Annotated in this window: 25 protein-coding genes and 3 pseudogenes; 13 read left to right on the top strand and 15 right to left on the bottom strand. The window is 69.4% G+C overall.

The window, feature by feature from the left end; genetic code table 11:
• The first annotated feature begins 572 nt into the window (after positions 1 to 572).
• Complete coding sequence (locus ABZ873_RS24100) at positions 573 to 2,957, top strand: Helicase associated domain protein (RefSeq protein WP_360875603.1); 2,385 nt, start codon at positions 573 to 575, stop codon at positions 2,955 to 2,957.
• Between the two features lie 60 nt (positions 2,958 to 3,017).
• Here ABZ873_RS24100 and ABZ873_RS24105 read toward each other — a convergent pair whose 3' ends face one another.
• Both ABZ873_RS24105 and ABZ873_RS24110 read right to left on the bottom strand, forming a co-directional pair.
• Positions 3,018 to 4,484, bottom strand: coding sequence for a serine/threonine-protein kinase (locus ABZ873_RS24105; protein WP_360875605.1), 1,467 nt, complete (start codon positions 4,482 to 4,484; stop codon positions 3,018 to 3,020).
• Between the two features lie 173 nt (positions 4,485 to 4,657).
• Positions 4,658 to 5,479 (bottom strand): PIN domain-containing protein, encoded by an 822-nt coding sequence (locus tag ABZ873_RS24110; RefSeq protein WP_360875607.1) that lies wholly within the window; start codon positions 5,477 to 5,479, stop codon positions 4,658 to 4,660.
• A 234-nt stretch (positions 5,480 to 5,713) separates the two neighbouring features.
• Between ABZ873_RS24110 and ABZ873_RS24115 the strand changes: the two genes are divergently transcribed.
• Entirely contained in the window at positions 5,714 to 6,334 is a 621-nt protein-coding gene (locus ABZ873_RS24115; protein WP_360875608.1) for a GIY-YIG nuclease family protein, read from the top strand.
• A gap of 91 nt (positions 6,335 to 6,425) precedes the next feature.
• Here the strand turns inward: ABZ873_RS24115 and ABZ873_RS24120 are convergent, their stop codons facing one another.
• Entirely contained in the window at positions 6,426 to 8,318 is a 1,893-nt protein-coding gene (locus ABZ873_RS24120) for a pRL2-11 (RefSeq protein ID WP_360875610.1), read from the bottom strand.
• 209 nt (positions 8,319 to 8,527) lie between these two features.
• Between ABZ873_RS24120 and ABZ873_RS24125 the strand changes: the two genes are divergently transcribed.
• Both ABZ873_RS24125 and ABZ873_RS24130 read left to right on the top strand, forming a co-directional pair.
• Positions 8,528 to 8,785, top strand: a complete 258-nt coding sequence (locus ABZ873_RS24125) for a hypothetical protein (protein WP_360875612.1) — start codon at positions 8,528 to 8,530, stop codon at positions 8,783 to 8,785.
• 73 nt (positions 8,786 to 8,858) lie between these two features.
• The gene (locus ABZ873_RS24130) at positions 8,859 to 9,371 is read left to right on the top strand and encodes a DUF6233 domain-containing protein (protein WP_360875680.1); all 513 of its coding nucleotides are present in this window, start codon (positions 8,859 to 8,861) and stop codon (positions 9,369 to 9,371) included.
• Positions 9,372 to 9,387: 16 nt separating this feature from the next.
• Here the strand turns inward: ABZ873_RS24130 and ABZ873_RS24135 are convergent, their stop codons facing one another.
• The 4 genes and pseudogenes from ABZ873_RS24135 to ABZ873_RS24150 form a co-directional block, all read right to left on the bottom strand.
• Entirely contained in the window at positions 9,388 to 9,690 is a 303-nt protein-coding gene (locus ABZ873_RS24135; protein WP_360875614.1) for a hypothetical protein, read from the bottom strand.
• A 109-nt stretch (positions 9,691 to 9,799) separates the two neighbouring features.
• Positions 9,800 to 10,084 (bottom strand): hypothetical protein, encoded by a 285-nt coding sequence (locus tag ABZ873_RS24140; RefSeq protein ID WP_360875616.1) that lies wholly within the window; start codon positions 10,082 to 10,084, stop codon positions 9,800 to 9,802.
• A 294-nt stretch (positions 10,085 to 10,378) separates the two neighbouring features.
• On the bottom strand, positions 10,379 to 10,873 hold the full coding sequence (locus ABZ873_RS24145; RefSeq protein ID WP_360875618.1) for a hypothetical protein: 495 nt from the start codon (positions 10,871 to 10,873) through the stop codon (positions 10,379 to 10,381).
• A gap of 52 nt (positions 10,874 to 10,925) precedes the next feature.
• Positions 10,926 to 11,901, bottom strand: a pseudogene (locus ABZ873_RS24150) (transposase); the annotation flags it as partial.
• Between ABZ873_RS24150 and ABZ873_RS24155 the strand changes: the two are divergent.
• From ABZ873_RS24155 to ABZ873_RS24170, 4 genes are all read left to right on the top strand, one after another.
• A complete protein-coding gene (locus tag ABZ873_RS24155; protein ID WP_360875620.1) occupies positions 11,902 to 13,893 on the top strand; it encodes a site-specific integrase in 1,992 nt (663 codons plus the stop codon).
• 25 nt (positions 13,894 to 13,918) lie between these two features.
• Positions 13,919 to 14,428 carry a GNAT family N-acetyltransferase gene (locus tag ABZ873_RS24160; protein WP_360875682.1) on the top strand — a complete coding sequence of 170 codons (510 nt, stop codon included), beginning with the start codon at positions 13,919 to 13,921 and terminating at the stop codon, positions 14,426 to 14,428.
• 227 nt (positions 14,429 to 14,655) lie between these two features.
• On the top strand, positions 14,656 to 15,060 hold the full coding sequence (locus ABZ873_RS24165) for a transposase (protein ID WP_360875622.1): 405 nt from the start codon (positions 14,656 to 14,658) through the stop codon (positions 15,058 to 15,060).
• Entirely contained in the window at positions 15,057 to 15,575 is a 519-nt protein-coding gene (locus tag ABZ873_RS24170) for a DUF6262 family protein (protein ID WP_360875624.1), read from the top strand. Before ABZ873_RS24165 ends, ABZ873_RS24170 begins: the two co-directional genes overlap by 4 nt.
• 29 nt (positions 15,576 to 15,604) lie before the next feature.
• On the opposite strand, the gene raiA is transcribed toward ABZ873_RS24170, so the two are convergent.
• The 3 genes and pseudogenes from raiA to ABZ873_RS24185 form a co-directional block, all read right to left on the bottom strand.
• Entirely contained in the window at positions 15,605 to 15,892 is a 288-nt protein-coding gene (raiA, locus tag ABZ873_RS24175) for a ribosome-associated translation inhibitor RaiA (RefSeq protein WP_360875626.1), read from the bottom strand.
• Positions 15,893 to 16,087: 195 nt separating this feature from the next.
• Positions 16,088 to 16,920: pseudogene (locus ABZ873_RS24180) on the bottom strand (IS5 family transposase).
• A gap of 152 nt (positions 16,921 to 17,072) precedes the next feature.
• Positions 17,073 to 17,252 (bottom strand): annotated as a pseudogene (locus ABZ873_RS24185) (S24 family peptidase); the annotation flags it as partial.
• 217 nt (positions 17,253 to 17,469) lie between these two features.
• Here ABZ873_RS24185 and ABZ873_RS24190 point away from each other — a divergent pair.
• The 5 genes from ABZ873_RS24190 to ABZ873_RS24210 all read left to right on the top strand — a co-directional run bounded on the left by ABZ873_RS24190 (position 17,470) and on the right by ABZ873_RS24210 (position 22,582).
• Positions 17,470 to 19,389, top strand: a complete 1,920-nt coding sequence (locus ABZ873_RS24190; RefSeq protein ID WP_360875628.1) for an SMI1/KNR4 family protein — start codon at positions 17,470 to 17,472, stop codon at positions 19,387 to 19,389.
• 154 nt (positions 19,390 to 19,543) lie between these two features.
• Positions 19,544 to 19,924, top strand: coding sequence for a Ku protein (locus ABZ873_RS24195; protein ID WP_360875630.1), 381 nt, complete (start codon positions 19,544 to 19,546; stop codon positions 19,922 to 19,924).
• Complete coding sequence (locus ABZ873_RS24200) at positions 19,924 to 20,400, top strand: hypothetical protein (RefSeq protein ID WP_360875632.1); 477 nt, start codon at positions 19,924 to 19,926, stop codon at positions 20,398 to 20,400. Before ABZ873_RS24195 ends, ABZ873_RS24200 begins: the two co-directional genes overlap by 1 nt.
• A 281-nt stretch (positions 20,401 to 20,681) precedes the next feature.
• Entirely contained in the window at positions 20,682 to 21,677 is a 996-nt protein-coding gene (locus tag ABZ873_RS24205) for a hypothetical protein (RefSeq protein ID WP_360875634.1), read from the top strand.
• Positions 21,678 to 22,285: 608 nt separating this feature from the next.
• Positions 22,286 to 22,582 (top strand): hypothetical protein, encoded by a 297-nt coding sequence (locus tag ABZ873_RS24210; RefSeq protein ID WP_360875636.1) that lies wholly within the window; start codon positions 22,286 to 22,288, stop codon positions 22,580 to 22,582.
• 28 nt (positions 22,583 to 22,610) lie between these two features.
• On the opposite strand, the gene ABZ873_RS24215 is transcribed toward ABZ873_RS24210, so the two are convergent.
• From ABZ873_RS24215 to ABZ873_RS24235, 5 genes are all read right to left on the bottom strand, one after another.
• Positions 22,611 to 22,766: a hypothetical protein gene (locus ABZ873_RS24215; protein WP_360875638.1), complete on the bottom strand. Its 156-nt coding sequence runs from the start codon at positions 22,764 to 22,766 to the stop codon at positions 22,611 to 22,613.
• 67 nt (positions 22,767 to 22,833) lie between these two features.
• Positions 22,834 to 23,121: a hypothetical protein gene (locus ABZ873_RS24220; protein WP_360875639.1), complete on the bottom strand. Its 288-nt coding sequence runs from the start codon at positions 23,119 to 23,121 to the stop codon at positions 22,834 to 22,836.
• Positions 23,122 to 23,186: 65 nt separating this feature from the next.
• Positions 23,187 to 23,660 carry a hypothetical protein gene (locus ABZ873_RS24225; protein WP_360875641.1) on the bottom strand — a complete coding sequence of 158 codons (474 nt, stop codon included), beginning with the start codon at positions 23,658 to 23,660 and terminating at the stop codon, positions 23,187 to 23,189.
• Positions 23,657 to 24,418, bottom strand: a complete 762-nt coding sequence (locus tag ABZ873_RS24230) for a hypothetical protein (protein WP_360875643.1) — start codon at positions 24,416 to 24,418, stop codon at positions 23,657 to 23,659. The genes ABZ873_RS24225 and ABZ873_RS24230 overlap by 4 nt, the downstream gene beginning before the upstream one ends.
• 7 nt (positions 24,419 to 24,425) lie before the next feature.
• Positions 24,426 to 25,346, bottom strand: a complete 921-nt coding sequence (locus ABZ873_RS24235) for a hypothetical protein (protein WP_360875645.1) — start codon at positions 25,344 to 25,346, stop codon at positions 24,426 to 24,428.
• Positions 25,347 to 25,474 lie beyond the last annotated feature (128 nt).

Below are 25,474 nucleotides of genomic sequence, written 5' to 3' on the forward strand. Positions count from 1 at the left end.
TCCCGCTCCGCGGGATATGCTCCGGCAAGCCGGAGCATAGAGCGCGAATTGCGCAAGCGCAATTCGGATTCCCCCGCAAGCGGGGGAATGGAATTCCGCGAGCGGAATTCCGAACGGAATGCAATTCGCGCAAGCGCGAATTGGAGGCGACCGCGCAAGCGCGATCGCCGGGGCTGGCTACGAGGGGAGGTGCATCACTCGCGATCCTGTGTAGGGCTTGGGGTTCCTGCCCGCCACCCTGGTAGCGAGGGTGGCGGGCCGTCGGCCCGATCGGGTGCCGGCCTCACCGCAGTGACGGGCTCCGCTGCGCTCCACCCTGACCACTCCCCCACCCTCGACACTGGCAGTTCACGTTCACCAATACCCCGCCAGCATACCCTATGGACCGTGCGTGCGGGGCAAGATTCGGTCAAGTATAAGCTTGCAGTGTGAACATGTCGCACAACTGATGCATCACGAGGTCTAGCTGTGTAGGCTCTGGGTACAGACACCAGCACCCCCGGCCCCTCGTGCTGCGACCGGATTTTCTTTTCTGATTGCGTGCCGAGTTCCGCGAAAAGGAGAACACGGGAATGGCCGTGAAACTGCGTGACCATCAGATCGAGGCGGTTGCCGCCATTGTGCGCGGTCTCGATATCCCGCCGGGCGGCATTCCCGCTAATGGCCTGCGCGGGCAGGTGCACGCCGCGTGCGGGACGGGGAAAACCATCATCGCTGCGGCCTCCGCGAAAAGGCTTGTGCCCAAGGGGCGCATTCTCGTTCTGGTGCCGACGCTGGATCTCCTGACTCAGACGGTGCAGGCGTGGCGCGGGGCCGGGCACACGGGGCCGGCGGTTGCGGTGTGCAGCCTCACCGACGACCCGGAGCTATGGGACCTCAAGGTGCGCTCCACCACCAACCCGGTGCAGCTGGCGCTGTGGCACAGCTCCGGGCCGGTCACCATCTTCGGGACGTACGCCTCGCTGGGGGTCCTGGCGGAGGCATTCGAGGGCGCGTACGGGCAGCAGCTGGCCCCGATGGACCTGACGGTGGTCGATGAGGCGCACCGGACCAGCGGCTCGATGGGGAAGGCGTGGGCCGACGTCCACAACCAGCGGGTCATCCCCTCGCACCGCCGGCTGTACCTGACGGCCACTCCGCGGATCTGGGAGGAGCGGCTGAACCGCGACGTCGCCGACGGGGTCCGCGACCCGCTGCCGCGCGAGATGGCGGCCTCCATGGACGACGAGCGGGTCTTCGGGCCGGTCCTGTACAAGCTCTCGCTGGCGTCGGCGGTGTCGAGGAAGCTGCTGGCGCAGTACCAGATCATCGTCCTGGAGCTGAAGGACCCGGTCGTCACGCCCGAGCGGCTGATGGGCGAGGACCGGCACACCGAGAAGGTCCGCGGTGAGCGCATCGGCGCCCTCCAGGCCGCGCTGCTGCACACCATGGAGCAGCACCAGCTCCAGACGTGCATCACCTTCCACCACCGGACCATAGAGGCGTCGGCGTACGCGAAGGGCCTGGAGCGGGTCGCGAAGCGGCTGCACGCGGACCAGCCCGAGAAGTACCCGGCGGAGATCTGGGCGGACTGGCTGTGCGGGGAGCACGTCCCCGAGCGCCGGCGGGGCGTCCTGGACGAGTTCGGCTCCACCGCGCGGCGCGCGGTGCTCTCGAACTGCCGCGTCCTGGGCGAGGGCGTCGACATCAGGGCGGTGGACTCCGTGGCGCTCCTGGACCCCAAGGGCGCCCCGCACGACATCGTGCAGGCCATCGGCCGGGCGCTGCGGCAGAAGCCGGGACAGGGGAAACTCGCCTCTCTGATCGTGCCGGTATTCCTCAAGGCAGATGAGGAGCCGGAAGATATGTTCACCTCGGGATCGTACAAGCCCTTGGTGAAGGTATTGGAGGGTCTGCGGGCTCACGACGAAGAGGCCGTGGAATTGCTGGCCATCCCGCAGGAACCGCAGAAGGACATGGTCCAGCCGTCCGAATACATCGGTCCGCCGCCCGAGGACGGTGAGGAAGAATCCCGGCTGCTGCTGCGTTTTGCGGCTCCGCGCGATCCGGTGATGGTCGCGGACTGGGTGTCCTTCAACGTGATCGACACCGAGCGCCAGGACTGGGCGCACGGCTGGTCGGCGCTCAAGACGTACGCGGAGCGCGAGCTTCACGCCCGGGTTCCGTACGGGTTCAAGGAGGGGCCGTTCCCCCTCGGGGCGTGGGTCGCGGAGCAGCGACGGGCGTACGGGGCCGGGCAGATGACCGGCAAGCGCGCCGCGCGGCTGGAGAAGCTGGGCATGGTCTGGAGCGTCGCCGATGAGCGGTTCCAGGAGAACCTGGAGGCCGCCAAGGCGTACCACGCGGACCACTGGACGCTGTGCGCACCCCGGTCCGCGACGGCGCTGGACCGGCCGGTGGGGCAGTGGCTGTCCAACCTACGCCGCCCAGGTGCGCTGGAGGGGCGGCCGGAGTGGAAGGCCGCGCTGGAGGCCGTGGATGAGCACTGGGATCCGGCGTGGCCGGCGGAGTGGCAGCGGCACTACGCCGCGCTGCGGGAGCTCCTGACGGACGAGGAGGACCACTCCGACATCCTGCCCGGCTTCACCGTCCACGGCATGGACGTGGGCAAGTGGCTGGTGAGGCAGCGTCAGCACACGGTCTGGACCGGGCTGATGGAAGGGCAGCGCGAGCTCCTGGAGGCGGTCGGTGTCGTCCCGCTGCCCCCGGAGCAGGCGGAGCCTGCCAAGGCCCTGGGGAAGGCCGTGAGCGCCTTCGAGAAGGGCGTGGCGGCCCTGGCGCAGTACAAGGCCCGCGAGGGCTCCGTGAAGGTCCCCAGGGCCCACGTGGAGCGGCTGGAGGACGGGTCGGAGGTCAAGCTCGGGGTGTTCCTGAGCAACAGCAAGAGCCGCCGGGACAAGCTGACCGCCGACAAGCTCACCGCGCTCGCCGGCCTCGGGCTGGCGTGGGCGGCCTAGCAACGAGAACCCGAGGAGCCCGCCCCCAGCGAGTGGGCGGGCTCCCGTGTACTCAGCTCGTCACTTCCTCCACGATCCTTCCGGTTCCCGCTCAGGCATGCGGCTGGGGTGTCCCAGCTCCCCGCTGGCCGCCTTGGCGAGCCAACTGGTCCACCGATCGATGAACTCGTCCAGATCTCCGATCGAGAGCGGCGTGAAGGGCCAGGCCACCCGGTGCATGGCGATGCTCCGGCCGACCGCACTGCGGGCCTCATGGTTGGGGCTGAGGAAGAACGGGTCCATCTTCGTCGTCACGTTACGCAGCGGCGTGTGCATGAAGGCCGTCTCGAACCACTGGTACCGCTCGGCCGCCTGGGCGTCCGCGTACCAGAGAGAGTGACTCCGCCCCCCGTAGCCCAGCCGGTTTTGCGGGATCGTGAGTCGGATGGTCGCGTGGGCGATCACGTCGAACGGCGCCATCGTCCCAGCGTTCCAGGCACTGGGGTTGGTCTCCTTGGCACTGCTGAAGGTCAGATCGGCTTCGGCCACGCGGATGGTCCAGCCTGCCGGGGCCCTGCGCACCTCAGCCGTCGAGACGATGTCCGTGATCGTAGTCAGGAGCTGGTCGGAGATAAGACTGAGTGATGTGCGGGCGGCGTCCAGGAGGTCCCGGCGCCGCTCGGCTTCGGTGGCTTCTGCTGACGCCTGGCGGTCGGCTTCGGAGCGGCGTGCGGCTTCGGCCCGGTTCACCTCTGCCAGTGCGGCCAGCCCGCCTGCCAGGGATGCGGTGGGGATGCGGCTCAGTTGCTCAAGTACATTGCCGGCTGCGGGGCGGCCCTGGGGAGCACGGAAGAGGCATTCGGTGATCAGCGCAGCCAGCAGAGCGGGCGCTGTGGTGAGCGGCGGTGGAGTGCCGTGGAGGTGCTGGTCCTGGAAATCGTGCTCGTGCGGCCCGGTGAAGGGTGTGGTGCCCTCCAGGAGCTCGTAGCCGAGGACGCCCAAGGCGTAGATGTCGCTCGCGCTCGTGGCCCGTTGGTTCTTCCAGCGCTCCGGTGCCATGTAGGCGAGGGTGCCGGCGAACTTGTAGGTCTGCTGGGCGGTGGTTGCTTCGGCGTAGCGGGCAATCCCGAAGTCGGCCAGGCACCAGCGACCGTTGAGGAGCAGGACATTCTCGGGCTTGAGATCGCGGTGGACGACCTGGCCGTCGAGGTCGGTCAGGGTCTCGGCGATGTCCGTCAGGACGCGCACGACCTCGGCCAGGGCGAGGGTTCCGTGCTGCTGCAGATGCGCCCGCAGGGACTTCTCCGCCCGGGGCATGACGAGTACCCAGTGGTCTTCGTGCTCACCGTTGTCGAGGATGGGCACGATGTTGCGTACGCCGTCGAGTTCGGTGAACAGCAGCTCCCGTTCTGCGCCGGGCCGTTTCGGGACCAGTTTCACTGCGGCGGGCAAGCCGTTGAGGTCCTGCGCCGCGTAGACGTCTCCGAAGCCGCCTCGCTCGCCGATGGGCTCGCCGACGACCCATTCACGGACCAGTTCCAGTCTCATGAGCACGCGCCTCGCCATCTTCGACCGCTCTGTCTGAATCAATCATGCCGGAGCGCTCCGACACCCGGTCCGCGGTCACTTGAGCGGACAACGGCACTGTGGGGCACCTCGATCCCTGTGGGGCCCCACCCACCTCGCGCCGCAGGCACGCCAGCCGTCCGAGGGGCGGCCCCCTACTTGATCGGTTCCTCTCCTGTCCCCGCGTCGGTGCGCAGCTTCAAGACCGGCATGTCTGCCGTCTTGGCCCGCATGGCCTGGCCGGTGTCATAGGTGACGAGCCGGACAGGGCCGGCTGCGATGGCACGGGCAGCGAGGGCTCGGTCGATGATTTCGTCGTCGGCGAGCGGCATGCGAGTGTGCGCGGGCGGGTCGAGAAGGACCTCGACCTCGTGCGGCGCGCCTGCGCCGTCGTCGAGGAGCTTGTCGAGGGTGGCGAGGGTGTAGCCGGCGCGCCATCGCGCGTGCCGGTCTTTGGTCTCCTTCAGCCGGTCCAGTTCGTCGACGACGACCATGGGGAACAGCACGCGGACGGGTCCGGTGGTGCCAGCGAGTGCGGCGAAGTCGACGTCCAGGAGCTTCGTGGGGTGCTGGATGTAGAAGCTGGTGTCCGGCACGAGGAGCGAGATCTCGCTCGGCCACCTGGCCATCTGGTCCTGCAGGGCTTCGATGGCGTCTCCGAGGGCGGCGACACGCTGCTCGATCTCCAGGCTGACGAGCCCGTTGACCAGCTTCTGCTGACTGCTGCCGGCCAAATGACCGACCCCGTCCAGGAGCGTCTGGTGGGTCCGCGTGCGAACCAGGCGATCAATGTCACGGCCGCTGATCTGAGAGGTGAGCAGCCGCATCGAGTCGTTCGCCCACACCAGGTAGGAGAGCAGCCTGCCGTACGCGGACTCCGGGGCTCCCCCGTTGATGTTCTCGGCGGCCATGTGTACGGATCGCAGGGCCTTCAGCACGTTCTCCCGGTGCGCGCCGGGTACGGGTGTGACAAGCATCCGTTCATGATGTCAACGCGCGGCGGTGCCGAACACGGATTTTGCGCATGCCGTGGGCCTCTCAGGGCGCTGAGTGACCCTGGGGCTTTTCCGCCCGGGGCCAGCAACATCGCACTGGAGTGCGTGTAGTCCCTGGTCTTTGGACTTTCTCCCCGTTACACGAGCCAGGCGCCGCCCGGAAGGAATTCCGGGCGGCGCCTGCGTGCTGCATCGGGCGCCCGTAGGTTCGGGGCCATGGAGAACCCGACTGGGCGTCCGCGCCGTAGCCACGTGCAGCCCTACCCGAGTGAAGCCGTCCGGGAGCAGACCGAGGTCAGCTCGCGGTACGCCACGGCGGACGAGCTCGAGGCGCTCGGTTACGAGGGCCGCGTGCTTGTCACGCAGATCGTTCGGACCACGTTCCGGGCCGACGGCACGCCCATAGGCAAGACCCTCACCATCCAGGGCGGGAGCACCCCGCTCGTGCGGTGGCTGAAGTCCAACGAGCTGGAGGACGAGAAGGAGTCGGCGACTTCCGCCCCTTCCTCTCCTGGGGTGCCGGTACCCCGGGCGCCGGTGGGGAGCGTGCGGACCTACCTCGTTGCGTTGGAGGGCTCCCCGTTGACGAAGGTCGGTCGGACCACCGTCACGCTCAAGGCCCGGTTGGCACAGCTCCAGACCGGCCAGCCCGCCCGGCTTATGCCACTCCTGGACGTGGAGGGTGACTACGAAGCTGCGCTGCACGAGCGGTTCGCGGAGTACCGGGTGCGAGGGGAGTGGTTCGACCTGACACCTCTTGGGGACCCTGCCACGGTCGTCATGGACGCCCTGGCGGAGCTGGGACTCGCAATCCGCCGGGAGAAACGCCGAGCCTGAGCTCGTGCCACTACGTACGGCGCGGGCCCGGGTTGTCGCGGCTGATCTCCCGAGGCCCGCGGTGTGTCCGGCGCGGGGTCAGCTCTCACTGTCAGTCGAGGTCGGTGGTGCCGGTGGCGGCGCGGGGCCGGTTGCGGGCCCACCGCTTCAGGTCGCCGACGCGGTAGAGGAGTTCGGCGCCGCGCTTGTCGGCGACCGGCGGGAAGGCGGGGTCGGTGGCGCGGGCGAAGCGCAGGGCGGCCAGGGTGATGCCGGGCAGGTGGTGTTCGGCGGCCTGACGCAGCCCCACCGCCTGGTCGTCGGCGTCGGCCGGGGTGACCTTCGACGTCGCCGGGGTCGCGTCCGGCTCCGCGGCCGGGGACGCCTCTGTGGCGGGAGGCTCAGTGCCCGGCGCCGGCCCGGAGTCGAGGGCGGAGGGCAGCGGGACGGCCGGCTCCTTGTCCAGCTGCACCGAAGCCGTCTGTCCGGGCAGGCCCGCGCGCGGGACCGCGGGTGAACGGCCCGTGGTGGCCCACTCGCGGGCCTCGGCCTCGGTGAAGAACAGGACAAGGGTCTCTCGCGCGCTGCCGCCGCTGACGACCTGGGCGCGGCCGGGGTGCTTGGTGGACTTCGGCGCGGGGTGGACTTCGGGGGCGAGCATGCGCCAGGCGTTGAGGCTGTAGCGGGCCAGGATGCGGGTGGAGAACTGCTCGCGGACCTCGGGGCCGCCGAGGGCGCGGGCGGTGGCGGACTGGGCGACCAGGAGGACGTGCATGCGCAGCTGGCGGCCCATGTAGAGGATTTCGTTGAGGGCGTCGACGGCCGGGGAGATCTTCGGGTCGCCGGACTCGCGGGTCTTCTCCCAGTAGCGGGCCAGCTGCTTCATCGTCGCGTTGACCTCTTCGAGGAGGATCAACAGGCGGGGTCCAATGTCCTTGGGGTCGGCGTCGACGCCGAGGTCGTCGGCGACGCGGGTGCGGCGCCGGCCTTCCAGGCCGAGGGCGATGAGCTGGTCGTGGATGTCGGCGATGTCGCGGCAGTAGGTGACGCCGGGCAGGCCGGACGCCCACGGGTGGGAGATCCGCTTGGTGTCGAGGACGAACACGAGCGAGCCGTGGTGGAGCATCTGGCAGGCGATGCACCGCAGGGTCACCGACTTGCCGCCGCCCGTGGAGGCGTTGACCAGGATGTGCGGGGACTCCGCGTCCAGGTCGACGGTGACGATCCGCCCGGCGGAGCCGATGCCGATGACGGGCGCGGACTCCTTGGCGGCGGCCACGATCTCGCGGGTCTTGGGGTCCTTGAAGGCGGCCTTGGCCGGGAGCTTGCGGGTCTTCTTCACCGTCACGTACGTCTCGCGGCCCGCCAGGTGCCAGGAGAAGGTGACGCCCTCCAGCGCGAGCTTGGTGGCGATGATCTCGGCGACCAGGTCCTTGGAAAAGTCCAGCCGGCCCGGCACGTCCACGCGGATCACCGCGTCGTCCTCGCTGAAGTTGCGCGGGATGTGGAGGTAGCGGCGCGGTTCGGTCTGCTCCGGCAGGCGCAGCGGCAGCGCGAGGGCTTCGTGCAGCGGGAGCACCCACTCCCGCATCAGCTCTCGGCGCTTGCGGGTCAGCGCGAGGTAGGCGGCGGTCCCCACGGCCGCCGTCGACACGGCGGCGATGCCGGGCTGCTCCAGCGCGGCGAGCGCGGAATCCGGGTTGGCCCATATCTCCTGGGCGGTGGCGACGGTGGCGTCCCGGTGGACCCATCCGGCCTGGTAGCCGCCCGTGCCGAGGGCGGCCAGCGTGCTGATGCGGAAGGTCAGGCGCTTCCACCCGGCGCGGTAGGAGGAACGCGAGACGTGGCCTTCGACCTTGGGCAGGACGCGGGTGCCCGATCGCCAGAACGTCGCGTCGGTCCGCTTCACGCCGTCCATCGGTCGGCCGGCCAGGAACCGGCCGATGCCGAACGCGAGGACTTCGGCGGTCTCCTCCACCTGCTTGTCGAACTTGGTTTGTGCCATGGCGGTGCCCCTTCGGTGTGCGTCCAGGCACTTCACACCCGGAGGCGGACACCCCCTTTCTAGGAGCTGGGCCCTGTGGATAAGGGACGGCGATTTTGGGCCGGGAGCACGGAGCTGTGGACGGCCTCTCGGACCAAAAATCCGCAGACGCCACGACTGTCTGGCGCGGTCGGTACAACGGTGAGGAGAGATCAACCAGGGAGGGCTGCATGACCGAGCACGACGACGCGACCGAGTGCAAAAGTGCGTTGGAGCGCGCGAAGCACTACGAGGGGATGGCTGCTCGGTACGTGAAGAAGGCGATGGCGGGCGAGGCGGGCGCGGCGCAGCTGGCGCAGACGTTCGCCTCGCTGGCGGTCGCGGCCCGGATGGAGCGAGCGGACTGGCGCATGCGGGTGCTGGGCGACGAGGTCCGAGACATGAAGACGGCGATAGACAAGCTTCGCCGCAAGCTGCCCGAGCGGTGACGTCCGTCAGCCGAGCGGCGGCGGTGCCTACCGTGGGGGCGTGACCACACCCTCCGATGACGCGGCCAGGCCGGTGCCGGTGCGGGTCGTGCTGCCCGCCGACCCGCTACTTGGGCAGCCGGAGCAGGAGGCCGTGGCCCGGCTGTGGCGGCGGCGGCAGACCGAGACGGGCTGGCTGTACCTCGTGGGTCTGCCGTCGTACCGCAACCTCGAGGACGGCGGCGTGGAGGCTGCGGAGTACCGGGTGTGGGTCCGGGCGCCCGAGAACGTATGGCCGGTCGACGGCGTCGACTACGACCAAGTCCCCACCGAACCTCTACCGCCGAAGTCGACGGTCCGCGAGGTCCTCGGCGAGCTCCGGCCTTCGGGCTGGGTCCTGGCGAAGGTCCACGAAGGACGGGGCCCGGCCCGGGGTGTGCTGCACGCGCCGGACTGCGACGAGGCGCCCAAAGGCTCGCCGCTGCTCAACCTGCAGCGCGCCCTGGACGCCGCGGAGAACCCGGGGACGCGGCTGTGCACGCTGTGCGGGTGCGCGCAGGAGCTGACGCCGATGCTCCGCGGCTTCGACCACATCGGCGATGCCTGACCCTGAGCCGCTTCGGTCAGGGGGTGTCGCCGGAATAGTGGAAGCGGCACACCACCCCCGGCCCGGCGGCCGGGCGCGGCGCGTCGGGGAGCGGGTCGTACAGCGCCCGGCCGCCGGGCCACCGCCCCAGCTCGGTCATCAAGGCGACACCGTCGTCTACCTCTTCCGGCCGCCAGCCCGTGATGTAGAGCAGCAGCCCGTCGAGCGGTCCGCCGACCAGCACGGCGTACGTCTGGTGCGGCAGCAGGCCCGGGTGGGGGTCGTCGTGGTCGCGGCCGTACACCCGGCCGCGCAGCAACTGCTCGTCACCGTCGTTCATCCGACCAGCCTCCCAGCCACCACCGACAGCGGAAGGCCGCCGGCGCCAGATACTCCGTCCCCTCCCGCCGGGCGGGAAGGGACGGAGGGTCTCTCCCACCCGGCGGGCGTCAGGCGCAGGGCAGACGGGCGGGGACAACCCAGTCGATGCGCGCGCCGCGGCGGATCAGCGCGGTGTAGCTGTCGACCTGGCGGGCGGGTGGCTGCTCCTGGGCGAAGCGGCGCAGCGCCCGGTTCACGCCGTCGCGCAGTTGGCCGTCGGTCAGCGTGGGCGCCTGCTCCTGGAGCTCGTCGAGGAGCTGCGCGGCGCGGGCCGCGCGGGACAGCGCGGCGTCGGCGAGCGGTCCTTCGGCGAAGCCGTCGCGGACGTACAGGCCAGGCTCGATGAAGGTCATGGTGACGGGTCCTTCCCGCCCGGCCGCGGCTGTCTCCCGGGTGGAGACGCGGTCGCAGCACCGGGCGGGCGGGAACGTAGGGCACCGCCGTCGCTAGCGTCGCGTCCTGGCCGCCGGCCCCGGGCAGTGAAGAGGACCTCTCCCCCACGGCTACTGCGTGGGGTAAGACACCTCATGCAGCTAAACCGTCAAGCCGTGGAATGTTGGGCCCCACTTCGGATCTCTCCGAGGGTCCGTCCCTGGGCCCCGCCAGCACGCGGGGAGGCGGCTGACGGTGGCCGCCGGGCAGGTGGATCACCAGAGGCCGAAGAACCGTGTCCACCAGGTGGGTCGTGCTGCGAAGTGCTCCAGCGCGCTCGGGCCGTCGTAGTCGCTCTCCAGCAGTTCTCCGGGGATGCTCACGTAGCCGAGATCAGCCAGCGCCCGCTCCACGGTGGCGAGGTCGGCGAGGTCCAGCGCCCCCTCCTCGTGGGCTTCGCCCGTGCTGAGGAAAGCCCCCGGATTGTCGGCGCAGACCTCGGCAAGAGATCCGAACTTGCTCACGCAGACCACGATCCGCGTCCCGCAGACCGTCGCATCCGCGGGCACGCGGACGCGCCCGTACTCACTTGAGTCCTGGGTGTCCCGCTCCGACTCGCACAGGACCCCAAAGTCTGCTTCGAGCCGGCGCACCAGCCCGCCGAACTTGAGGCCGGTGGCCATGCGGTCATAGTGCAGCGGCTGTTCCAGCCGCTCCGGGTCGTCAAGCTCGCGCAGGAGGGTCAACAGTTCTATCTCGCTCTTCGCCATCCGCACATCCTGCCGCCCGCCGGGCGGCAGTGGAGAGACAGGGCCGTCCTGTTCACGCCGTCGCCGCTGCCTGGGGCTCTGAGGGGAACGCGATCGCTTCATCGAACGGGGTCCGTGTCAGAAGGCAGTGGTGGAGCTGGCCGAGCATCCGGTTGAACAGGTGCCGCAGCGCCTGCATGTGCCAGTCCCCTCCTGCCCGGCGACGCCGGTAGTGGGCGTCCGCGCCGGAGGAACCACTCAGGGAGGCGAAGGCCCACAGGTGACCGACATGGTCGAGCCGGTTGTTCTTCACGAACCGGCGGCCGACATAGCGGCGCTTGCCGGAAGCCCGCGTGATCGGAGCTGAGCCGGCGTACGCCTTCAGCCCTCCAGCCGTGGCGAACCGGGGCCGGTCGTCACCGATCTCACCCAAGATGCGGGCACCAACTTGGGGGCCGACCCCGGGAAAGCTCAGCATGATCGCCGCGTCCGGATACGCGCGAAAGGCCTCCTCGGTGGCCCGCGCCAGGTCATCGACCGCCTCGCAGGCCGCGTCCAGCTGCAGCAGCAGGGCCCGTGCCTGCCTGCCCATGGCGTCCTCGACGAGAGGCAGCTGCCGAGGGGCTTCCTCACGGAAGAGCTGCTGGATCCGCTCGGCGTCCGCCTCAATGCCCCGGCGACGGCCGGCTCGCCGGAGCATGGCGGTCAGCTTCCACATCTGCAGCTTCGCGGCCAGAGCAGTCCCTGAACGCCTCGATCATCGCCGGGAAGTATTCCCGGAGCAGGGACCGCAGCTGGTTGGCGACCTGCTGCCGGTTCCAGACCGCGTCCTGCTGTGCGCGGGCCAGGACTGCGACGGCCTGGGCCAGGTCGGTGTCGGCGGGCAGTAGGCGGTGCACCGGCGCGTCGGTGCGGATGATGTTCGCGAGGACCAGGGCGTCGCCCGGGTCCGACTTCTTGCGGCTGACTCCGTGCCGGTCCCGGTAGCGGGAGGCAGCCATGGGGTTGACCGCGTAGATCCTGACCGCAAGGGCCTGCCCCGCTGCAAGATGTGTCCCGACAACGACGACCGTGATCCTGCCGCGGTCGTCCACGAACTGATCACCGCGATCGCCCCTGGCGCCGACCGCGATGTGATCGCTAAAGCCCTTCGCCGCACGGCACCCAACCGTCCCACCTACCGGCAGAGACTGGTCTGGGCTCTGGAGGAGAATCCTCGTCTGCTGACCGGGGAGGGATTCCTGGCGCCGCATCGCGCCATCCTGCGGTTCATCGACCTGCTGCACGAGGCCGGGGTCGCCGGGATCGTCCGGCCCGCCTGCCCTCGCTGCCACCGGGTCGTCCGCATCGACAAGCCACTGGACGGGCAGCGCGTCTGCCGCAACTGCATCGCCAAGTCCCGCTTCGAAGAATGCGTACGCTGCGGCGCCCGGCGCGAGCCGGCCACCCGCGACGCCGGCGGGCGACCGCTGTGTCCGAGCTGCCTGGTCAAGGACCAGGCGAACCTGGAGACATGCATCGTCTGCGGCGAGTCACGCATGGTCAGCAACCGCACCGCGGACGGGCCGATCTGCCCGAACTGCCGTCCCCTGCCCATCCTGCTCTGCTCGATCTGCGGTCGCACCGCACCCTGCATGCTCTCGAAGCTCACCGGCCTGCCTCGCTGCGGCGGCTGTGACAGGCGCCAAGGTCACTGCACCGTCTGCGGACGAATGCGCGGCATTCACTCCGGCACCGCGGACGCCCCCGTCTGCGGCCCCTGCACCACGCCGGATGCCGAGCTCTGGCGCCCCTGTCCCACCTGCGGACAAGCCGAACGGCTGCATGCGCCGGGACCGTGCCCCCGTTGCAGCCTCAAGCAGCGGCTCCACGAACTCCTCGCCGATGACACAGGTTCCATAAACCTGAAGCTGCAGTCCCTTCACGACGTCCTGGCTGACACCGAGCGGGCCGGCACCGCGAGGCGCTGGCTCTCCAAGGGCATCGTCTCCACCGTCCTGTCCGATCTTGGTTCCGGTCGCCGACCTCTCGCCCACGAGGCCCTGGACGAGCTTCCTGAAGGCAAGGTCGTCGAGCACATCCGCAGTGTCCTCGTCGCCACCGGAGTCCTGCCACAGCGAGATGAGCAGATGGTCCGTCTCGAACGGCACGTGAAGGACCTCGTCTCCTCCCATGCGACGACCGAGGGACGGAAAATCCTGCAGCGGTACGCGACGTGGCATCTCCTGCGCCGGCTCCGCCGACGCAGCCGCGGCAAGAAGATCACGCACTACCAGCTCGCGGGCGCACGGCAACATCTGCGGGCGGCAGTCCACCTCCTGGACTGGCTCGAAGAGCACAACCTCACCCTGGCCACCTGCCGCCAGGCCGACCTTGAACGCTGGATGACCAGCGACGACGTCCGCCACCGCCGGGAGGCAGGCCACTTCGTGCGCTGGGCCCTGGCCCAGAAGATCGCCCGCGATCTCAGCTTCCCGGCCGAGCGATGGAACGGCCCCTCCCAGGCCATGGACGACGAAGCCCGCTGGGACACCGCCCGCCGCCTGCTGCACGACGACACCCTCAGGCCCGAAGGCCGCCTAGCCGGAATGCTGTTGCTCCTCTATGCCCAGTGGCCCGCGGCGATCTCCCGCCTCACCATCGACCACGTCGAGGAGACGGACGGATCCGTCCGCATCCGCCTCGGCGCCGTCCCGGTCGAGCTTCCCGCACCCGTCGCTGACCTGGCCCTGCAACAGGTCGCGGCCCGCCGCAGCCATGCTGTCCTCGGCCGGACAGAGTCACCCTGGCTCTTTCCCGGCGGTCAGCCCGGCCGTCCGATCAGTGCCTGGGCCATGGGCGAACGACTCCGCAAACTCGGCATCCGGCTCGCGGAAGCCCGCTCGACCGCGCTCTTCCAGCTCGCCACCGAGCTGCCCGCCGCCGTCCTCGCCCGCACTATCGGCATCGACATCACCGTCGCCGTCAAATGGCAGCGAGCCGCCGCCGGGGACTGGGGCGCCTACGCGGCCGAGGTTAGCCGCCGCCATCATGACGTCTGAATCCAAAGGCAAGGGAGCAACACAGATGCTGCTACGTGATGTTGAGTACGGCGACGTCGACGCCTACGTCCGGATGCGATGCGACCCGGTTATGATGGCCGAGCTGGGCGGGCCGCTGCCTCGCGAGGGCATGGAGGCGAAGGTCCAGCGTGATGTTCAACGGGTAGCAGCGGGCACCGACTGGACAAAGATGATCGTGCCCGATGAGGCCGAGCTGGATGTGGTCGCGGGAACCGTGACCTTGTGGCCCCACGACGCAGACGGCGAGCGCATCTCCGAGATCGGCTGGATGGTGCTGCCGGAGTACCAGGGACGGGGACTCGCAAAGCAGGGCGTCCGCACGCTGCTTGAGCTGGCCCGCGACGACGGCCGGTGGGGGCTGATACACGCATTCCCCGCAACAGCCAACGCCCCGTCCAACGGCATCTGCCGCACCCTCGGCTTCCGATTCCTGGGCAAGCAAGACGTGCCCTTCGCCGGTCGAGTTCTGCAAACCAACCACTGGGCTATCGACCCTCGCACCGACCTGACCTGATACAGGTCCGCAGCACGCCGGGAACCCACGCGGAACCCCGAGGGCGGGAGGCATTCAGACAGTTCCAATACCCGACTGCACCATTAAGGGTCAGCGACAAGCGGAAGCGTGAGGCCGTCGAACGGGTCACCACGATGCAGTTCGACCGGACTGGCAACAGAATCTGGCGCCAGGCAAAGCTCCTCCTCGACTCCGAACACGCTCGCAGGGGCCTCGGCGAAGTCCAGGTGCCCTACGGTCTCTGCACCGAACCGACCAACGTCGCGGCCGGCGGGCACGACTGCCCCGTCCGGTTCCGCTGCGTCGGATGCGAGCACTTCCGCACCGATGTCTCCTACCTCCCCGACCTGGAGGCATACCTCGCCGACCTCCTGCGCGGCCGGGAACGGCTCGCCGCGTTCGCCGCGGACTCCTGGGCGAAGGCCGAGGCCATGCCCTCCGACGAGGAAATCACCCGGGTCCGCCGCCTGGTCAAACGCGTTCGCGACGACCTCGACGACCTCACTGAAGAGGACAGGATCCAGATCACGGAGGCCGTCGCAGTCGTCCGTCGCACCCGCCGTGTCGTCTCCCTGGGCCTGCCCCGGATCGGGCCGCCCGCGAATCTCCGTTCCGAGAGGCCCACCGGATGACGAACCCCATGATCGACGGGAAGCGGGCCGACTCCGCCCGGCGCCGCGAACGTGTCCTGAAGGCGATCGACACCGCGGTGAAGGCCGGCGGGGACATCACCGTCTCCGGGCTCGCTCGCGCGGCCCGAGTAGACCGCACATTCCTCTACCGTCATCCGGACCTGCTCGAACGGGTCCACACCGCCGCCAGCACACCCGTCGAGAACGGACGGATGGCCGCGGTCAGCCGGGCCTCGCTGCAGGCCGACCTCGCGAACGCGCTGGAGGCCAACAAACGCCTCGTCGCACGAATCCGCCAGCTGGAGAAGAGGCTCTCCTCCCAGCTCGGCGAGAGCGTCTGGGCCGAGTCCGGCCTCGGGGCCCCCGTCGATATCGACCAGCTCCAACGCCGCATCAGCCTGCTTGAGCAGGACCTGGCCGACACACGCGGGGACCTCGAAGAACGGACAGAGGAGCTGGAAGCAGCCCGGGCCGCGAACCGGGAGCTCACCCGATCCCTGAACCACCGGCCCTAGACGGCGCGACCGCTAGCCGGCAGAGCGCATCAGAGAGCCGCCTGCTTCTCCTTGTGCTTCTTCAGCTGGCGGTCGAGCTTGTCCGCGAGCGCGTCGATGGCCGCATACATGTCCTCGTGCTCGGCATTTGCGACGACTTCGCCGCCAGGGACCTGGAGGGTCGCCTTGGCCTTCTGCTGCAGCTTCTCGACCTTCAGGATCACCGTCGCGCTGGTGATCTTGTCGTGGTGCCCCTCGACCCGCGCGAGCTTCTCAAGGACGTACTCCCGCAGAGGCTCAGTCACCTCGACGTCCTGCCCGGAAATGTTGACCTGCATGATCATCTCCAACCGTCGACCAGAACTTTCCTGGTCAGGCTAGGGCTGCACCGTTTGGGAAGTGCCCAGGAACACAGACTTGACCCTTTCGAGCGGATCACTGTCTTGATCAAGTGCCCAGTCCGCCAGCCCTGAGCGGGCACACCGAAAGTCCAAGATCCTGAAGAGTTCACTCTCTAGGGGGTGTCCGCAATGTCAGGTGGGGAGCCATAGCCGCAGGCAGGCGAGGGTGACGAGAGCTTGGTAGTGGCGGGCTCGTTTGTCGTAGCGGGTGGCGAGGGCTTTGTTCTGTTTGAGGCGGTTGAAGCAGCGTTCGACGACGTTGCGGCGCCGGTAGGCGGTGCGGTCGAGACGGCACAGGCTCTCGCCTCGGCGCAGGCGTCCGCTGATCTGGTCGGTGCGTTCGGGGATGGTGCAGGCGATGCCGCGCCTGCGGAGGCAGGCGCGGATCTTGCGGGATGAGTAGCCCTTGTCGCCGGTCACCCGCAGCGGTCGGGTGCGGGGCCGGCCCGGCCCGCACCGCTTGATACGGATGCGGGTCATGACCGGCTCGAACTGCGTGCAGTCGTTGACGTTCCCGCCGGTGACCGTGAACGCGAGGGGGCGTCCGCGGCCGTCGCAGGCGAGGTGGATCTTCGTGCTCAGCCCGCCCCGGGAGCGGCCGAGCGCCTCGCCCGTCCAGGGCCCCCTTTTCGGGCTCCGGCCGCGTGCTGGTGGGCCCGCACGACGGTCGAGTCGACGCAGACGATCGTCCAGTCGACCTCGCCGGTCGCATCCGAGTGCTGCTGGACGTGGGCCAGGAGCCGGTCCCAGGTGCCGTCCGCCGACCAGCGGCGGAACCGTTCGTAGACCGTCTTCCACGGACCGTAGCGTTCCGGCAGGTCCCGCCAGGCCGCACCCGTGGACAGCTTCCACAGGATCCCGTTCAGTACCTGCCTCCGGTCCCGAACCGGCCGGCCCATCCGGGGCGGAGCCAGCAACGGCCCGATGACTTCCCATGCCTGATCAGTCAGTTCATGACGTCGCACCACGAACGGAGTAACGACCGATCCACATTGCGGACACGCCCTAGGGTGTCCGCCACAGGTGTTGCAGTGGCTAGGCTTTCATCCAGCGCCGCTGAGCTGCACCGACAGAGCTGGTCGTCCTCGCCAAAGCCTCAGAACCCCAGAGAAGCGGCGTGGGCCGCGTTGTGCGGCATGAGCCAGACCCGGCCGTTCTCGCGGCGCAGGCGTTTGACCGTGGCTTCGCCCTCCAGCATCGCGGCCACGATGTCACCGTGGAAGGCGGAGTCCTGGCGCCGGACGGTGACGATGTCGCCGTCGCAGATGGCGGCGTCGATCATGCTGTCTCCGACGACCGGAAACCGACGGGTTCTCTGAATCTCGCAGCACTCTCGCCCGGAACCTGTAGGAGAGGTGGACGCACGGAGGCAACTCTGCTGCGGGTTTGCAAAGTGAGACCGAGGGGGCTGCGGTCATCCCGGTCGCTGCCGCGCTGATTCGGTGAGCCATCGTCTGGGCCAGACGTTTCGGCCTGCCCCCCCGTTGTCGGTGCCCCCTGCGAGGATCACCGGCATGGAGATCCAACATGGCGACTGGCTGAACTTCCTGACCCAGTGGAGCGAGGAGTGGGCGGACTCGCACGGGCACGTTGAGGAGCTGAGCCCCGACGACGTCGCAGCACGGCGGGGCAGATGGCTCGGCACCGATCCCGCCACCGAGGCGGACATCACCGAGATGGAGGACCGGCTCGGCCGCGCGATGCCGCCCTCCTACCGGGAGTTCCTGCGGGTCAGCGACGGCTGGTCACACGCCGGCGCCTTCGTCTGGAAGCTGGCCGGCACGCGTGAGGCGCACTGGCACGACGATGCGATGGGCCTCGGTGAGGATTTCGACGAGTACTGGGCCGAGGAGGACAACCCCGAGGAAGTGCGGGCGCAGGTGGGCCTGTGGTCCCGGGCGCTGCAGCTGGACGTCGAGTCGGACATGACCTTCGTGCTGCTCGACCCGCAGGACGTGGGGCCGGACGGCGAGTGGGCGGTGAGGGTGTGGGCGTCCTGGCGGGCCAACGGGGACCCCGAGCGGTATCCGTCGTTCGCCGCGTTCATGATCGCCATGCACCAGGAGTTCCACACCCACGCGCCCGGCCGGGACGGGGAGGACGGCCCCGCATTCATCAACAGCACGACCCGCGCCCAGGACGCCGCCGTGGCCTGGGCCCGGACCGCCGCACTGCGCGGTCGCCACGAAGAGGCGGCAGCCCTGCTGGCGGAAGCCCAGAAGTACGGCCGGCCGTACGCACACGAACTCCTGGACCAGATAACGCAGCTGGAGGGGTCGCGCGGGTACGGGACCCAGCCGCCGCACCCCGACAACCCCCGCTTCCTCAGCGAACAGCTCCCCCTGAAAGCCGCCGATCTGCTCAACAGCGGCCAGCCCGCGGAAGACTGGCACTACTCCGACCCCAAGATCTTCCCCGACACCGCGCGGGCCGCGGCCGACATACAGCACGCCGTACGCGAGGGGACGTACCGCTACCAGCCCGGCGGAGCGTTCGGCGAGGCCGTTCACGATGCCCGCGAGCAGGCCCGCTGGGGCGACACCGACGCCGCCTGGCAGATCCTTCGTGCCGCGATCCCCTCGTGGGAGCCGCTCGGCCCGGGCCACATCGCACCGATGGGCCTGCTCGCCGACCCCCTGCTCGCCCCGGTCCTGACCGTCGAACGACGCCTCGAAATCCTTCGGACCCCGCGCGGCGGCGAGAGCGGCCCGGCCCCGGCCCCCGCCGGCGACCGGAACCCCGACGGACTGTCCTGGCTCGCCCGGCCCGGCGCGCTGCGCCCCTGGCAGACATCGGCCAGCGACTACCGGATGATCCTCGTCGAAGGCGTAGCCCCGGACGAACTGCCCGCGCTGCTCGGCTCAGAGCCCGGCACTGTGCTCTCCCCGCCCCTGCGGCAATGGGATATCACCCGGCACCACCGACCCGACCAGCGCGTCTTCTCCAGCTACGACGACAAGCCACTGGTCAGCGTCGGCCGGGCCGGGCCGGGCTGGTGTTTCGCCTTCGAACAGGACCCTTCCGCCCGGTTCGACACCGAACGCTTCGTCTCTCCCGCGCCGAACGCCTCGGCCGGCGGCGGCCGGGCGATCGTGATCTGGCACGAGTGGCGCCAGGACACCCCGCTCTTCCACGTGTCGGCCGCCGAGGGTGGCACACTGCGCTACGCGTTCACCGTGAGCGCCGGGACACTCAAAGCCACCGTCGGCGACGTACCTGCCGAACTGACCTCACCCGCGCTCGGGTTCGATGCCCCCGACGCAGACGGCCAGGCCGCGGCGGCAGCCCGCGCCCTGGATGCCATCACCCTGCTTCACGGAGTCACCGTGCCCCGACTCGCCCTCACCGAGGGCCGGCTGCACACCTTCGAGTCACTCTCCTGGAGCCGCCCACCCGGCCCCGGAGAGACGTACGTGACGATCAGCATCAGCTGACCCCAGCGGAACCCTGCCTATGCGACAGCCATCGTGCTTCGGCTCACGAGAGGCGTCGGCCCGGGGGATCAGAAATTGGCAATGAGCGCTGCCGCTGTACTACGAGGAGATGGGGCCCGGCTTCCTGTCTGGGTGGGCCGACGGGACGTAGCGGGTGGCGAGGAGGCGCCTCTACACGGCCACCGACAGCCACTCGATCCGCTTCCACCAGCTCCAGCGCGGGACCGCGGACCGGATCCGCAACCGTCGCGTGAACGAGCGCACCGGCGACGAGGTGGACCTCGCGGACATCGTGAAGGGCTACGACACCGGAGCCGAGTACGTGATCGTCGAGCCGCAGGAACTCGACGAGATCGCCCCCGGCCGGTCCCCGTCGATCGAGGTCGCCGGCTTCGTCGACCTGGACACCGTGGACCCCGTCTTCTTTGACAAGACGTACTTCCTCGGGCCCCGGGGAGCCCAGTACGGGAAGGTCTACGCCCTCCTGGAGCGCCCCTGGCTGAGTCGAACAAGGCCGGCATCGCCACCTTCGTGATGCGCGGGCGGGAGTACCTGGTCGCCCTGAAGGCGGAGGAGGCGGAGGGCTTGCTGACGCTCCACACGCTGCACTGGGCCGATGAGCTGCGCGATCCGCACGCCGAGGTGCCCGACCTGCCGGGGAAGGTCGAGGCCACGGCGGCGGCGGTGAAGATGGCCATGCGGTTGATCGACGCTCTGGCCATGGAGTGGGAGCCGGGGGCCCTCCACGACTCCTTCCGCGAGAAGGTCGAGGTCTTGGTGAAGGCGAAGGCATCCGGCGAGACGGTGGAGAAGGCCGAACCGGCGGCGGAGCCGACCGGTGCCGTCGACCTCATGGAGGCATCTTGCGCGCCAGCGTCGAGCGGGCCAGAAGCCCCAAGGACACCGGCGACAAGGCCGCCTCGCCCGGCTCCCGGGCGGCGGGTGGGAAGAAGGCGCCGGCCGCGAAGAAGCGGGCGCGCTCCACACCGGCGGCCAGGGGCCGGGAGCTGATGGCGCTGACAAAGGCAGAGCTGTACGAGAAGGCGGCCGCGGCCGGCATCCTGGGCTGGCTCTGTTGGTTGGTTTCGAGAACGTCTGTTGCTCAGTGGCAGGAACGCGCCCCTCCTCCGGGAAGTGATGTTGCCGAGATTCGGGAACGCCTATGTGCTTGTGTCAGGACCGTGGTTGCGCTCGGCCCGAAGCACGCTGGTTTGAGCGGACATGGTGTCCTCGCGGGATGGTGCGCGGTAACCCGTTCGCGTGACGTGGTTCCGGCCGCGTACGTTCCGCGTATGACCAGGACAACGCCGGCGAGGCCGGTTGCCGTGGAGGCTGTGTTCCCGGAGCTGGCGGCATATCGGGGGCGGACGACCCGCCTGCATCCGCGGCCGGGACAGCCCGGGCGGCACGACAGCCATGTCGGCGGGCCGCTGCTGTGGCCGAGCGACGAGCCGTGGCCGGTCTGCCGCGAGCCGCACGAGCCCGAGACCGAGGGGTACGCACCAGAAGAGATCCGCGCCGCCCGGTCCGCGGGCGTGTGGCCTCGAAGCCGCCCGTGGCCCGGCGCCGGCAGCCCGGATGAGGACGGGCCGATGCCCTTCGTGGGGCTCGCCCAATTCTTCTGCCGGGACGTCCCCGGGCTGGCCGCCGGTCCCGGCGGCGCCGACCTGGTGCAGCTCTTCCGCTGTCCGCGCACCCACAGCCCGCAACTGGAGCGCAGATACCTCCTGCGGTGGAGGCTGGCCGCGCAGACGGAGAGCACGGGCTGCTTCCTTTCTGCCGCACCTGAAGTGCCACCGCTCCTGTGGGAGCACGAACTCCCCGAACCTTGTGTCGTGCACCCCGAGGAGGTGGACACCTATCCGTGGGCGGAGGACGACACGCTGCCTGCGGCTCTGATCGCCCGCATCGACGCCTGGGACGATGCCCAGACCGCGGAAGGCGGCAGGGACGCCCCGAACTACCAGGGCGCCCTCTCGATCCCGCCCGGATGGCGGGTCGGAGGCTTTCCCAGCTGGGCGTCGACGGGGCCGCTGGACATCGCGTGCGCGTCCTGTAAGGCCCCGATGCGGCTCTTGCTGACAGCTGGGGGCGACGAGATGGACCCCAACTCGCACAGCTGGATGCCCCTGGAAGACCGGGATCCGTCCCAAGAGGGGATGGCCTCGATCCGAGGCGGCCAATCTGTCGCCCAGCCCACCCGGCTCCACTTCGGCCGTGACCGAGACCTCCACGTCTTCACCTGCCCGGCCGACCCGGCACACCCACCCCAGTGGGTGCTCTCCTGATCCGTCTCAGGGGCGACGGTGTCGGCCGGCTCGCGACGCTGCCAGCTACCGTCGCCTGACACGCACTGAACACAGTGTTCCTGTTTCTCGCCGACATTCTCCGCACCAGACGACCGCGGCCGTTCCCCGAACCCAGCAACAACCGTTCCTGTAAGCCGCCTACGTAGCCAGCACCCGGAACGCACCGGTAACCGCACCATCGCACCGGGTCCGAGCGCACCGGTGCGGTGCGGTGGTGCGGTGGTGCGCCCGGGTCCATCCGGTGCGCACCACGATGCGCGATCCATCAGCGCGGTCCGTGCGCTCTTCCTCCCACGCGCGGACAGCCTCTTCGGTGCGGCGGACCTCTGCCGTGTCCACCCACAGGTATCCGTCGTCGTCGGCAATGGGCCTACGGCAGCCATCACAGATGAGGTCCAGCTCAGAGGTCACGGCACACTCCAGGGTTCGGGTCCTCGGCACAGCCTGCCGCAACAACCCGCCCCGATGTCGAAGAATGCAGTGTCCGGCGGCGGGGGCGGCCGTCCTGGCACGTTCTCGGTGGCACTCGATGGGGTGGACCTGCCCCGTACGCGGAATGGGACACACGACGAGGGGGTTGCTCGGTCATGAGCGACGAGAACGTGATCACGATCGAGATCCAGGGCCACGAGAAGGCCGCCCTCGAAGCCTCCCGCCGCATCTCGGACCTGTTCCTGTCCAGCGGCCCCTGCCGGCTCCGTCGGACCCCCGGCGAGCCGGACGTAGAGGTTCTCGTCTACGCGGATGTTCACCGGGCCCCCGGACAAGGCGGATACCTCGATCCGGGCCCCACGCAGGTGTGTACCCCGGACTGGGATCCGGGGTACACACCTGTATCCGAAACCGTCTGCGCCTACAACGACGGGCCGACTACGAAGGGCTGACGCCCCGCTCCAGGACGTCCTCGACGTCTCAGTGGGAGGCGCGCGACGTCGCCGGTGAGGGGACCAGCTCGACCGAGCCGAGCCGGCCGTTCAGGTTGACGGTCGCGTCCATGAACTCGTAGCGGACCCCGCCTGAGCCAGCCCTCGACTGCGTCACCTTGCGGCCGCCGTGCGCGGCGTTCACGTTGTTGAGGCTGCACAGCTTCGCGCCCGGGCCCCTGTCGTGTTCGGCGGAGGCCCCGGGCTTGAGTTCACAGCGGATAGAAGTCCGTGATGCGGTAGGCGCGCTGTCCGTGCTGAACGTTGAAGCCCATGACCCACCGCGTGGTCTGATCGTCCACGACGATCAGCCGTGGATCGGTCCGCTCGGTCGGCCGGTGAAGCGGCATGGCCACGGGTACCGGGCAATCGCCGAACGGGGACTCGGCGTGGAAGACCCGAGCTGTCAGCATGCGCCCGGCAAGGGGGCCGGTGCGGTGATAGTCGGCAGGGACATGCCTGAGGATGCCGTCCAGTTCGACCGCCACCGTGCGGTGCACGGGGCCAGCCTCCTTCTGGCCGGGTCGGTGCTTGTTTTGCGCGTCGGGAAGGCGCGGGGGCTGGGTCACCGCACCGTTGGCCTTTCGGCGGCGAGGGGGATGTCGTAGCGCATCCAGGACCGCATGGCCGCGGCGGTGTGGACCTGGCCAGTACCCACTGTGCGATAGCCGTCGAAGGTCCAGGCCGTCACCTTCAGGAAACGGCCTTCGCCTGTGTGGATGTTCAGTTCCAGGTTGAGGTAGACCGGACGCTTGGCGACAGCGAAACCCTGCCAGGAGTGGTCCCAGCGGAAGAGGCCGCCGAGATCGGGGTCTTCCCACACCGGGAGGCGGTTGGTTCGGTGGGCTGCCCTGCAGTTCAGGATCCACAGGTCTGTGTGCGCCTCCCGGGCCATGACCTCTGCGGATGGGAGGCCCCTGGACTGCGCTTCGGCCCGCTTGCCGCAGCGGAGGTAGCAGTCGGCCCGCCGGTTCCCGATCCGGATCTCGGTTTCCACTCCCCAGCCCTTGATCTCCTTGTGCCACCCGGACTCGGTCACAGGGCGCTCGCGTACCGGATGAGTTCGGCGTCGTCCTCGTCCAGGCCGAGGTTCTCCGGGCCGACGTCGGCGAGGTAGTCGGCGAGGGTGAAGATGCCGGGGCGGGTGTCGATGGCGACGAGCAGCCGGTCGTACCGCTTGAACAGGGCGAGGATGCGGGCGCCGCGGTTGCGTTGTGCTTTGGCCTCCTCGGAGGCTTCCTTCGCCACATGGTCGAGCCGGTCGGCTTCCATGTAGCAGCGCTCGGCGAGCGGGGGGAGAACCTCGAAGATGCGGTCGGTGTCCTCGATGACGAGCTGGCGAGCGGTCTTTTCGGTGATCTCACCGCCTTCGCCGATCAGGACCTTCGCCACGACTTGTTCGTCGTCGGCTCCGACGGCCCGCGGGCCGGGCACCGCGACGCCGTCAGGGTCGGGCGTGCCAGCTCCGCAGCCAGGGGCCGCCGTGCCGGTTCCGCAGCCGGGGGCCTCGGTCGGGACGCCGGTCGGGATCGGGCCGGCCGGGCCGGCCAGGGCTGCGAGGAGCAGTTCCTTTCGGACTTTGTGGAACGAGGTGGTGCACAGGGATTTCACCATGCGGTCGACCACCGGGCGGTACTCCGGGGAGAGCACCTTGATGTTCGTGTGGACTGTTCCCTGCATCCGGGCGAGCTGTTCTGTGTCAGTGCCGCCCTCACGGATGGAGCGGAGGGCTTCGCGGTCGAGTACGTCGCGGACGGCGTTGGGGTAGCGGCCGGCGGACCTGGTGGGGATGGGCATGGGTTGCCTACTTTCCGGTGACGAGGCGGATCTTGTGGGGGCGCTTTTGCAGGACGCGGTCGGCCCAGGAGGTGACGGACTCTCGGAAGGACTCGACGGACTCCCAGACATCGGGGTCGTCGATGTCCAGGAAGTCGTCGGGGCCGAGGAGGAGGATCTCTCGGCACTTGTGGGCCAGGTCGAAGTAGCGGATGGTCCAGTCGGCGCGCGGATCGCGTGTGTCGGCGCCGATCAGCTTGTTGAGCAGGTCCTCGTCCGGGTCGGGTACCGGGCGCATCTGCTCGCGCACGTACCGGGCGACGTCCTGGTCTTGGAGGACCTCGCGTACGGCTGGGGCCTGGAGTACGGCCAGGGCCGCGGTCGGGGTCTTGGTCAGTTCGGCGAGTACGGCCTCGCGGACGTCGTCGCGGTCGAGCTGGGCGACGATCGCGCTGGGGGTCTGCTCTGGGGTGTCGGCTGATCCGTCTGCCAGGCCCAGGGCCCGGCAGTACTCCGCGGCGTCCAGCACGGTCGGCCACCCTGCCCGTTCCGCGCTGCCCAGTCGGCCCAGCAGCAGCCCGACGCGGTGGGCGCGCTCGGCGAGGTCGGTGATGCAGGCCGTGGTCACGCACTTCCACGGGACGACGATGGGCGATGTGATGAGGCGCTCACGAAGCGAGTCGGCTGCCGCCGTCGTCACGCGGCGGTACTTGTCGAGGGTGTGTGCGGAGTAGCCGAGTTGCTTCGCCAGCGGCTCAAGGGCGTTGATCCCGCTCAGGGCGGATTGCTCGACGATTTCGGTGCAGATGGAGCCGAGGCCGAAGCGGGCCGCGAGTTGTGTCCGTGACGCCTGAAGGTCCTGCTCGGCGAGGGCTCTCGCGTGTTCGAGCTGTTGGTCGGTGTAACCGGGGTCGGCGCTGCCGCCCGGCTGGATCCACACGTTGTCCATGGGCGAGGACGCTAGATCGCCAAGGGGTTCGCACCGTACACGGGCCACTCGAACGGTGGCTGCCGAACAAGCCTCCACGACCAAGATCTCGAAAACCCGGATTAAGGCCCTCGGTGCCCGAGAAGGTG

It is taken from the genome of Streptomyces sp. NPDC047014 (assembly GCF_040644195.1).
In the GTDB taxonomy this organism is placed as follows: domain Bacteria; phylum Actinomycetota; class Actinomycetes; order Streptomycetales; family Streptomycetaceae; genus Streptomyces.

Bases quoted from the DNA above. Each gene is read 5' to 3' on its own strand.
- ABZ873_RS24100 (WP_360875603.1), top strand. From the start codon at position 573: ATGGCCGTGAAACTGCGTGACCATCAGATCGAGGCGGTTGCCGCCATT.
- ABZ873_RS24105 (WP_360875605.1), bottom strand. From the start codon at position 4,484: ATGAGACTGGAACTGGTCCGTGAATGGGTCGTCGGCGAGCCCATCGGC.
- ABZ873_RS24110 (WP_360875607.1), bottom strand. From the start codon at position 5,479: ATGCTTGTCACACCCGTACCCGGCGCGCACCGGGAGAACGTGCTGAAG.
- ABZ873_RS24115 (WP_360875608.1), top strand. From the start codon at position 5,714: ATGGAGAACCCGACTGGGCGTCCGCGCCGTAGCCACGTGCAGCCCTAC.
- ABZ873_RS24120 (WP_360875610.1), bottom strand. From the start codon at position 8,318: ATGGCACAAACCAAGTTCGACAAGCAGGTGGAGGAGACCGCCGAAGTC.
- ABZ873_RS24125 (WP_360875612.1), top strand. From the start codon at position 8,528: ATGACCGAGCACGACGACGCGACCGAGTGCAAAAGTGCGTTGGAGCGC.
- ABZ873_RS24135 (WP_360875614.1), bottom strand. From the start codon at position 9,690: ATGAACGACGGTGACGAGCAGTTGCTGCGCGGCCGGGTGTACGGCCGC.
- ABZ873_RS24140 (WP_360875616.1), bottom strand. From the start codon at position 10,084: ATGACCTTCATCGAGCCTGGCCTGTACGTCCGCGACGGCTTCGCCGAA.
- ABZ873_RS24145 (WP_360875618.1), bottom strand. From the start codon at position 10,873: ATGGCGAAGAGCGAGATAGAACTGTTGACCCTCCTGCGCGAGCTTGAC.
- ABZ873_RS24155 (WP_360875620.1), top strand. From the start codon at position 11,902: ATGTGTCCCGACAACGACGACCGTGATCCTGCCGCGGTCGTCCACGAA.
- ABZ873_RS24160 (WP_360875682.1), top strand. From the start codon at position 13,919: ATGCTGCTACGTGATGTTGAGTACGGCGACGTCGACGCCTACGTCCGG.
- ABZ873_RS24170 (WP_360875624.1), top strand. From the start codon at position 15,057: ATGACGAACCCCATGATCGACGGGAAGCGGGCCGACTCCGCCCGGCGC.
- raiA (WP_360875626.1), bottom strand. From the start codon at position 15,892: ATGCAGGTCAACATTTCCGGGCAGGACGTCGAGGTGACTGAGCCTCTG.
- ABZ873_RS24190 (WP_360875628.1), top strand. From the start codon at position 17,470: ATGGAGATCCAACATGGCGACTGGCTGAACTTCCTGACCCAGTGGAGC.
- ABZ873_RS24200 (WP_360875632.1), top strand. From the start codon at position 19,924: ATGCGCGGGCGGGAGTACCTGGTCGCCCTGAAGGCGGAGGAGGCGGAG.
- ABZ873_RS24205 (WP_360875634.1), top strand. From the start codon at position 20,682: ATGACCAGGACAACGCCGGCGAGGCCGGTTGCCGTGGAGGCTGTGTTC.
- ABZ873_RS24210 (WP_360875636.1), top strand. From the start codon at position 22,286: ATGAGCGACGAGAACGTGATCACGATCGAGATCCAGGGCCACGAGAAG.
- ABZ873_RS24230 (WP_360875643.1), bottom strand. From the start codon at position 24,418: ATGCCCATCCCCACCAGGTCCGCCGGCCGCTACCCCAACGCCGTCCGC.
- ABZ873_RS24235 (WP_360875645.1), bottom strand. From the start codon at position 25,346: ATGGACAACGTGTGGATCCAGCCGGGCGGCAGCGCCGACCCCGGTTAC.